Here is a 7,583-nt window from a genome sequence, read left to right on the forward strand (position 1 = left end):
CTGCTGTGGATGTCTCCACTGGGATCATTATTGACCCGAAAAGATTCACTGGATACAAAGGATGCCGGGCCATTGTTTGAAGCCCGTCATGCCGGCGCTGCCTTCATTGCGTCGCCGCCACGTAAGCCCGCCAGCCGCCGAAGCCAGTAATGTCCTGCGCACCTTCTGCCGCATATCCCTCGCAGACAAAGCCCTGCACGCTGCCGCCATCGGCCAGCGTCACGCTGCCGATGCCCAGCGGTGCCGGGATGCCGGCCACGAAGCTGCCAAAGGCGGTCGCAGGCATTTCCCAGATTTCCATCGCAATGGCCGCGCCGCCCGCGTCGGGGCCGACCCGCACCATGCCTGGCCGCAACGGCGGGCCGCCGGGCAGCGCATAGAGCTTGTAATCGGGCGCGCTGCTGACTTCACCCACCAGCCTTGCGCCGCGCTGCGTGAGTTGCCAGTTCAGCGGCAGGCCGGACAGATGGGCGCCACAGACCGCAACCCGTACCCGGCCGGAAGGAAAGGCTGGCATTGCTGCCGGCGGCGGCAGTGGCTGGCCAGTGGCGCCCATGGTCAGGCCCTCGCCTGCATGGAAGCGGGCTGCGAGCCTGAGCAGCGGCGTGTCCTGGAAGGCCGGCGCGACCAGTGTGATGCCGAATGGCAGGCAATTGGCGTGGAAACCCGCCGGCACTGCCACCGCAGAAAGGTCCAGCAGGTTCATGAAGTTGGTGTAATAGCCGAGATTGGAATTGAGCCGGATCGGGTCGGCCTCGACGTCGTCGATGCGGTAATGGGTGCCGGCGGTGGGCGTGACGAAGCAGTCCATCTCGCGCCACGCCGCACCCGCTGTGCCCTGCAGTGCCTTCAGGCGATACAGCGCGGCGAAGGCATCGGCTGCGCTGTACTTCGCGGCATTGCCGGTGATCTCGCGGGTGACCGGATGCAGCGCATCGGCATGGGCATCGAAGAAGCCGCGGATTGCCTGGTAGCGCTCGGCCACCCACGGGCCTTCATACAGCAGGCGCGCGGTTTCCAGAAAGGGCGCGAAGTCGAACTCGACAGCGGTGCCGCCCAAGGCTTCGAGCCTCGCCACCGCGGCGCGAAACAGCGGTAGGCCTTCCTCGTTGCCGAAGAAGGCGAGCTGGTCGGCACGCGGCACGCCAAAGCGGAAGGCGGCGGCGCTGCCGAAGTCGAAGCCATGCGGCTGCGGTGCCCGCGAATACGGATCGGCGGCGTCATGACCCTGCGCTACCGCCAGCACCTGGGCCGCATTGTCGGCTGTCAGCGCGAAAATCGAGATCGTGTCTAGCGTGCGGCAGGCCGGCACCAAGCCGCTGCCGGACAGCGTGCCCAGCGTGGGCTTGACGCCAACGAGGTTGTTGAACGCGGCCGGCACCCTGCCCGAGCCGGCGGTGTCGGTGCCCAGCGAAAAGCTGGCCAGGCCCAGCGCCACCGATACCGCCGAGCCAGAGGACGAGCCGCCCGACACATAGTCCGGGTTGAAGCTGTTGCGGCAGGCGCCATGGGGCGAGCGGGCGCCGACCAGACCGGTGGCGAACTGGTCGAGGTTAGCCTTGCCGACCGGAATGGCGCCGGCCTCGATCAGGTGCGCCACCACGGCCGCATGCCTTTCCGGCGTATAGGCAAAGGCCGGGCAGCCGGCCGTGGTCGGCACGCCGGCCAGGTCGATGTTGTCCTTGATGACGAAGGGAATGCCGTACAGCGGCAGGCTGGCAGCATCGCGCGCCTGCAGCGGCTGCGCATACGCCTGCATCTCCGCAAGCGTCAGGCGCCGTATCCAGATGTTGTGGCCGCCGGCCGCTTCTTCCTTGGACAGCATCGCGTCAAGCTGCCTCACCATGTCCAGCGGGCTCAGGCTGCGTTCCAGGTAGCGCTGGCGCAGCGCATTCATTTCCAGGTTCAGGCTCATCGTCATTCCTCGTTGCTTGTTGTCGGTATGTCTCAGGTGATAGCTGCTTTCAGCGCAGCACGGCCAGGGTCTGGCCTGCCATCACGCCCTGGCCCTCGGCCACGGCGATGCGCACGATCTCCCCGTCGCGCGGCGCGGCGATCTGCATTTCCATCTTCATCGATTCCACGATCACCAGGGTGTCGCCGGCGCGCACCCGGTCGCCGGTCTTCACCTGCACCTTCCAGATGCTGCCTGCCACCTGCGAGGTCACCGCGTCGCACTCGGCCGGGATCTCTTCCTGTGGTACAGCGGCGGGCCCGGCGCTGTCCTCCGCGACCGACAGCCCAGCTTGTGCCCAGCGCTCTCGCTCGGCATCGAACGCGGCCTGCTGGGTTTCCTTGAAGGCGGCGATGGAGGTGGTATGGTCGGCCAGGAAACGCTGGTAGTCGGCTAGCCGGAAGCGGCCTTCCTCGATCTTCAGCGATACCCGTCCCGCCAGAAAGTCCTTGCGGTATTGCAGCAGCGCGTGGGCTTCCATCGGATAGAAGCGGATCTGGTCGAAGAAGCGCAGCAGCCACGGCTTGCCGTCGGTAAAGTCGGCGCTCTGCCGCCAGCGGTTCCACATCTGGATGGTGCGGCCGACGAACTGGTAGCCGCCGGGGCCTTCCATGCCGTACACGCACATGTAAGCGCCGCCGATGCCGACCGCGTTTTCCGGTGTCCAGGTGCGGGCCGGGTTGTACTTGGTGGTGACGAGTCGGTGGCGCGGGTCGATGGGCGTGGCCACCGGCGCGCCCAGGTAGACGTCGCCCAGGCCCAGCACCAGATAGCTGGCATCGAACACGATGCGCTTGACGGCCTCGATGCCGGCCAGGCCGTTTATGCGGCGGATGAACTCGATATTGCTTGGGCACCAGGGCGCATCCGCGCGCACCGACTGCATGTATTTCTCGATTGCCAGCCGGGTCGCCGCATCGTCCCATGAGAGCGGCAGCCAGACAGTGCGGGTCGGCACCTCGATGTCCTCCACGTCGGGCAGCGCGGCTTCGGCCTTCAGCAGCGCATCCATCAGGCCCGACAGCGCCAGCCGGCTGCTGTCGTAATGGACCTGCAGCGAGCGGATGCCGGGCGTGAGGTCGATGATGCCCGGCAGCGCGCCGGCCTCGCGCAGCGCTTGCAGATGGGTCATTAGCGCATGCACCCGGAAGCGCAGGTTCAGGTCCAGCACCAGCGGGCCGTATTCCACCAGCACGTAATGGTCGCCGGAGCGCCGGTACACCACGTCCGGCTGCTCGCCCTTCGCCGGCAGGCGGTGCAGCACCGCGTCGTCGTCCACGGTGCAATCGGCGCAGAACGGCATGGCCAGGGGCTCGCCAGAGATGGCCGCATTCTGCTCGCGTAGCATGCGGTCCGCCTCGGCATGGGCAATGCGGTGAAAGCGCACCGTGTCGCCGGGCGAGAGCTGGCCCATCTTCCACAGCTCGGCCTGGACGATGGTAGCCGGGCAGACGAAGCCGCCCAGGCTGGGGCCGTCCGGCCCCAGGATCACCGGCATGTCGCCGGTGAAATCGACGGTGCCGATCGCATAGGCATTGTCATGGATGTTGGACGGATGCAGGCCGGCCTCGCCGCCGTCCGACCGCGCCCATTGCGGCTTGGGGCCGATCAGGCGCACGCCGGTGCGGCTGGAGTTGTAGTGCACCTGCCAGTCGGTGCCGAAGAACATGGCGATGTCGTCGTCGGTAAAGAAATCGGGCGCGCCGTGCGGGCCGTACAGCACTGCGATGTCCCAGTGCGCCGCCGGGCGCGGCGCCAGTGCCTGCGCCTGCGCCGGCGCCATGCACGGCAGCGCCTGCGGCTGGCCCAGGTGCAGCACGTCGCCGCCGCGCAGCACCCGGCCACCATGGCCGCCGAGCTGGCCCAGCGTGAAGGTGGACTTGCTGCCGAGGTAGTCCGGCACATCCAGGCCGCCGGCCAGCGCCAGGTAGACCCGGCAGCCGTGGCCGCTGATGCGGCGAACGCGCAGCGTCTGGCCGCTGCGGATGGCCAGCGGCTGCCACATCGGCACGGGCTCGTTGTCTAGCAGCGCTTCCACCGGCGCGCCGGTCAGCGCGATCTCGGTGTCGCAGTTGAAGGCCAGGGTTGGCCCGGCGACGGTGATTTCCAGCCCGGCGCTGCCTTCGGCATTGCCCACCAGCCGGTTGGCAATGCGGAACGACAGCGCATCCATTGGCCCGGAGGGCGGCATGCCCACGTCCCAGTAGCCGAGCCGGCCCGGCCAGTCCTGCACCGTGGTCTGCACGCCGCCTTCCAGCACGTCGATGGTGCGCACAGCCGGCATGAAGTCGCCCAGGCTGCGGGTGGTGTGGCTGGCCTCCACGAAAGGCTGGTAACGGGTCAGCGCCTCGAGATAGGCCAGGTTGCTTTCGATACCACCCAGGCGACTTGCCGCCAGCGCCCGGCCTAGCCCGGCCAGCGCGGCATCGCGGGTGGGCGCTGCAACGATCACCTTGGCCAGCATCGGGTCGTAATGCGGCGTGACCTCGGTGCCGCGCTCGACCCAGGTGTCGACCCGCACATCGTTGGGGAACACGACTTCAGTCAGCAGGCCAGTGGCGGGCCGGAACTGCTTGGCCGGGTCTTCCGCATACAGCCTGGCCTGCACCGCGCAGCCCTGCGGCCGAACCACAATATCCGACAGCGGCGGCAGCGTGCCGTCGGCCAGGCGGACCATCCATTCCACCAGGTCGATGCCGGTGACGGCCTCGGTCACGCCATGCTCGACTTGCAGCCGGGTATTGACTTCCAAAAAGAAGAACTCATGGGTGCGGGCATCCATCACGAATTCCACGGTGCCGGCGCTGCGGTAGCTCACCGCCGAAGCCAGCTTCACCGCCATCGCATGCAGTTCCTGCCTTACCGCATCGGGCAGATTCGGCGCCGGTGTTTCCTCCAGCACTTTCTGGTTTCTTCGCTGCAGCGAGCAGTCGCGTTCGCCCAGGGCGATCACATGGCCGCGGCCGTCGCCAAAGACCTGCACCTCAATATGGCGCGCCGCTTCGATATAGCGTTCCAGGAACACGCCGGCATCCGAAAAATTGGCCTGGGCCATGCGCCGCACCGACTCGAAAGCCTGTGCCAGTTCTTCCTGCGAGCGGCACATCTGCATGCCGATGCCACCGCCGCCGGCGCTGCTCTTCAGCATCACCGGATAGCCAATGCGCGCTGCCGCACCCGTCGCTTCCTCAAGGCTGGCCAGCAGGCCCGTGCCAGGCAGCAGCGGCAGGCCGCTCTGCTCGGCCAATGCCCGCGCGGTGTGCTTGAGTCCGAATACCCGCATCTGCTGCGGCGTCGGCCCGAGAAAGGCAATGCCGGCCGCCTCGCAGGCTTCGGCGAAGGCAGCATTCTCGGACAGGAAGCCGTAGCCCGGATGGATGGCGGTGGCGCCGGTGGCGAGGGCGGCGTCGATCAGCCGTGTGGCTTGCAGGTAGCTCTGTGCGGCCGGCGCCGGGCCGATGGCGATGGCTTCATCGGCCTGGGTCACATGCAGGGCATCGGCGTCGGCATCGGAATAGACGGCGACCGCGCCGACCTCCATGCGCTTCAAGGTGCGGATGATGCGGCAGGCAATGGCGCCGCGGTTGGCGATCAGGACTTTGGCTGGCATGGTGGACTCTGTGTATCGTTGCGGGTCGTCCCGCGGTGTTACGGGGCGTCGCGGGTCGTCCCGCGCGCCGGTGCCGGCGGGGGCTTGGGTTCAGGCTGGCAGCGGGTTCCAGATTAGATAGCGCACCGCGGTCGGGTTGTAGCCGTTGCACGGATTGTTGAGCTGCGGGCAGTTGGACACCAGCACCAGCAGGTCCATCTCGGCGCGCATCTCGACATACTTGCCGGGCGCGGAAATGCCGTCCTCGAAGGTCAGGCGGCCTTCCGGCGTCACCGGCACGTTCATGAAAAAGTTGATGTTGGAGACCACGTCGCGCTTGTCCAGGCCGCGCTCGTCATGGCCCAGCGCCAGCAGGTAATTGTCGCGGCAACTGTGCATGAAGCGCTTCTCGATGGCGTAGCGCACCGTATTGCTCTCGGAGGCGCAGGCGCCGCCCAGGGTGTCGTGGCGGCCGCAGGTGTCAGCGGTGATGGTCAGCATGGACCGGCCGGCGGAGGACATCAGCGTCGAGCCGGCGCCGAGGTACAGCCTGCCCCCTGCCGCGATGGTACGGGTAAGACTGTAGCGCTCGGATGGATCTGCCGCGCTGTAGAAGATGGTGTCGACCGCCTGGTTGCCTTCGAGGTCGACGATGCGCAGCACCTGGCCGGCCTTGAGTTCCATCAGCCAGGGTTCGCCGGCCGGGTGGATCATGTCGGCCGCGGCCAGTGCCGGGTCCAGGGTGCTTTCAGTCAGTGTGGCTTGCATGCTTGTTTTCCCTTCGTTCATCGTTGTTCAGGCCTGGCGCCTTCGATCGTCGCTCGTGGCCTGGCCCGCTTTACCTGCCGTGCTACGGTCCACGGTGCAGTGCCCTTCGGGTATTGCACCCTACAAAAAGTACCGCTCCGTGTTGATGTACCCACGCTGGTTCTCCGGGCAGGCATTGCGACAGGCATCGTCCTGGCCGGCTGTGCCGGAGCGCCAGCAGGACAGCCGCACCGGCTTGGGGTCGTAGCGGGTCGCCGGGTCCAGCGGATGCTGGCAGGCCGACAGCACTACCAGCACATTCATCTCGAAGCGCAGGTCGATGTACTGGCCTTCGCGGCGGTGCGCCGTGTCGAAGCGCAGCGCGCCATCGGCATCCGCCACCACCTTGGAAAAGAAGTTGGCATTGGCCACCAGGTCGCGCTTGCCCATGCCCCATTTGCCCAGTTCAATCAGGCAGCCGTCCTCGCCATTGCGGAACATCGCGTTGCGGTGCTCCTGGTAACGCGCCACGCCAAAGCACCGTTCCACCAGGGCCGCGTCGGACATGCCGCAGACCGTGTCATGCCAGCCACAGGTATCGTCGGCAATCGCGCACAGCACCCGGCCCATGTCGGAATAGAGCACATGGCCGCGGGTCAGCATCGCGGTATGCTGCGCCTTCAGGGTATCGGGCATGTTGTAGCGCTCGCTGCGTTCCTCGAAGTTGTAGAACAGCGCCGACAGGTTAGCGCCGCCATGCAGGTCGGTGATGCGCAAGGTGTTGCCGCGTCGGACCAGCCCCGACCAGTGGGCGCCGCCCGGCATGATTTCTTCCCATAGCAGCAGCTCGGGCGAGTAGGGCGTGGAATGCGCCGGCACGGCCGCGCGGGCCAGTGCCGGCAGGGTGGAGAAAGTGGTTTGCATAGGATGGGTCTCCCTCGTTGTTCAGGCTGCAGCTTGCAGATTTAGACGCTCCAGCAGGTCGCCGTCGGTGGCCATGCCGGAGGTGTCGCGGATGCGCGCCAGGATCTGCTTCTTCATCCCCAAAAATTCCGGCGCATGCTTCATGTCCTGCTCGCGCCGCGTCGGCAGCGGCACGTCGTAAATGGTATCGATGCGGCCGGGGCGCGGCGCCATCAGCACCACCCGCTGGCCGAGGTAGATCGCTTCCTCGACATCGTGGGTCACGAAGACGATAGTGGTCTTCTCGATCCGGTGCACATGCAGGATCAGGTCATGCATCACTTCGCGGGTTTGGGCATCGAGCGCGCCGAACGGCTCGTCCATCAGCAG

At 66.8% G+C, this 7,583-nt stretch carries 4 protein-coding genes and 1 pseudogene; all 5 read right to left on the reverse strand.

Annotation, left to right across the window (positions count from 1 at the left end; all coding sequences use genetic code 11):
- Nucleotides 1-103: 103 nt before the first annotated feature.
- On the reverse strand, nucleotides 104-1,921 hold the full coding sequence (gene atzF / locus KTQ42_RS21475; RefSeq protein ID WP_217347620.1) for an allophanate hydrolase: 1,818 nt from the start codon (nucleotides 1,919-1,921) through the stop codon (nucleotides 104-106).
- 43 nt (nucleotides 1,922-1,964) lie between these two features.
- Complete coding sequence (gene uca / locus KTQ42_RS21480) at nucleotides 1,965-5,564, reverse strand: urea carboxylase (protein WP_217347621.1); 3,600 nt, start codon at nucleotides 5,562-5,564, stop codon at nucleotides 1,965-1,967.
- 90 nt (nucleotides 5,565-5,654) lie between these two features.
- Nucleotides 5,655-6,311: an urea amidolyase associated protein UAAP2 gene (locus KTQ42_RS21485; RefSeq protein WP_217347622.1), complete on the reverse strand. Its 657-nt coding sequence runs from the start codon at nucleotides 6,309-6,311 to the stop codon at nucleotides 5,655-5,657.
- A gap of 120 nt (nucleotides 6,312-6,431) precedes the next feature.
- The gene (locus tag KTQ42_RS21490) at nucleotides 6,432-7,214 is read right to left on the reverse strand and encodes an urea amidolyase associated protein UAAP1 (RefSeq protein WP_217347623.1); all 783 of its coding nucleotides are present in this window, start codon (nucleotides 7,212-7,214) and stop codon (nucleotides 6,432-6,434) included.
- Nucleotides 7,215-7,235: 21 nt separating this feature from the next.
- Nucleotides 7,236-7,583 (reverse strand): annotated as a pseudogene (locus KTQ42_RS21495) (ABC transporter ATP-binding protein); the annotation flags it as partial.

It is taken from the genome of Noviherbaspirillum sp. L7-7A (assembly GCF_019052805.1).
Lineage (GTDB): Bacteria > Pseudomonadota > Gammaproteobacteria > Burkholderiales > Burkholderiaceae_D > Noviherbaspirillum_A.

What these genes read in the sequence shown, in the direction of transcription:
- atzF (WP_217347620.1), bottom strand. Translation starts at nt 1,921, where the DNA reads ATGACGATGAGCCTGAACCTGGAAATGAATGCGCTGCGCCAGCGCTAC.
- uca (WP_217347621.1), bottom strand. Translation starts at nt 5,564, where the DNA reads ATGCCAGCCAAAGTCCTGATCGCCAACCGCGGCGCCATTGCCTGCCGC.
- KTQ42_RS21485 (WP_217347622.1), bottom strand. Translation starts at nt 6,311, where the DNA reads ATGCAAGCCACACTGACTGAAAGCACCCTGGACCCGGCACTGGCCGCG.
- KTQ42_RS21490 (WP_217347623.1), bottom strand. Translation starts at nt 7,214, where the DNA reads ATGCAAACCACTTTCTCCACCCTGCCGGCACTGGCCCGCGCGGCCGTG.